This is a genomic window from Psychrobacter sp. 1U2 (genome assembly GCF_051847575.1).
This window is the reverse complement of record NZ_JBPYDC010000987.1, coordinates 1-748: the sequence shown is the minus strand read 5'-3', so window position 1 is coordinate 748 and position 748 is coordinate 1. Positions and strand designations below refer to the sequence as shown.

Sequence of the window (748 nt, the reverse complement as noted above, 5' to 3'; positions counted from 1 at the left end):
AAGCTTATTTGCCGACGGAATCTCTGAAGCCGACCCGCTAAGCAAATACACGCAAACCCAAAACTATGGACATCACGAGGCTGATATTAGCTGCCGTCTTACAGACTCTCATACCTTCACGGCTCATGATAAGCAACAGTCAAAAGACGCGGTAAAAGGCTGATTTTGTAGAAGTTTATAGTGGCTGAATCGGCAACTGAGATATTAACTATAGATGTCATTTAGTAAAAACCTGACTATTTGATTGTTTTGGACGTTTATGAAGCTGAGTAATCCACCCCAAGCAAAAGCCATTTGGCTGTTTGTGACGATTTTATTCATCGTTTTTTTATTTGTACCTTTAGGTAAGATGCTGGCGCTGTCACTAAATGTCGGCGATGGTATCGGCTTGGACAATTATACCGCCATCGCAAGTAGTGATGGCTTTCAGCAAGTGATGTTTAATAGTTTTTTTGTGGCGACGGTAAGTGCGCTGAGCGCCACCGTGCTTGCTTTTATTTTAGCTTATACCGTGCACTGGACTAATTTACCAAACGGCTTTAAAAAGGCCATCAAGGTTGCCGCCTTATTGCCCATGTTGTTGCCCACGGTGACTTATGGTTTTGCCATTATTTATACCTTTGGCAAGCAAGGATTATTGACTCAAATACTCGGCTTTCAGTTGTTTGAACATATATATGGCTTTCAAGGAATGTGGCTTGGCTATACCATTTATACCTTACCCATCGCCTTTTTATTACTCAATAAT

At 41.4% G+C, this 748-nt stretch carries 1 pseudogene; it reads left to right on the top strand.

From position 1 onward, the window contains the following. Positions 1-259: 259 nt before the first annotated feature. A pseudogene (locus ACS8FD_RS19930) lies at positions 260-748 on the top strand (ABC transporter permease subunit); the annotation flags it as partial.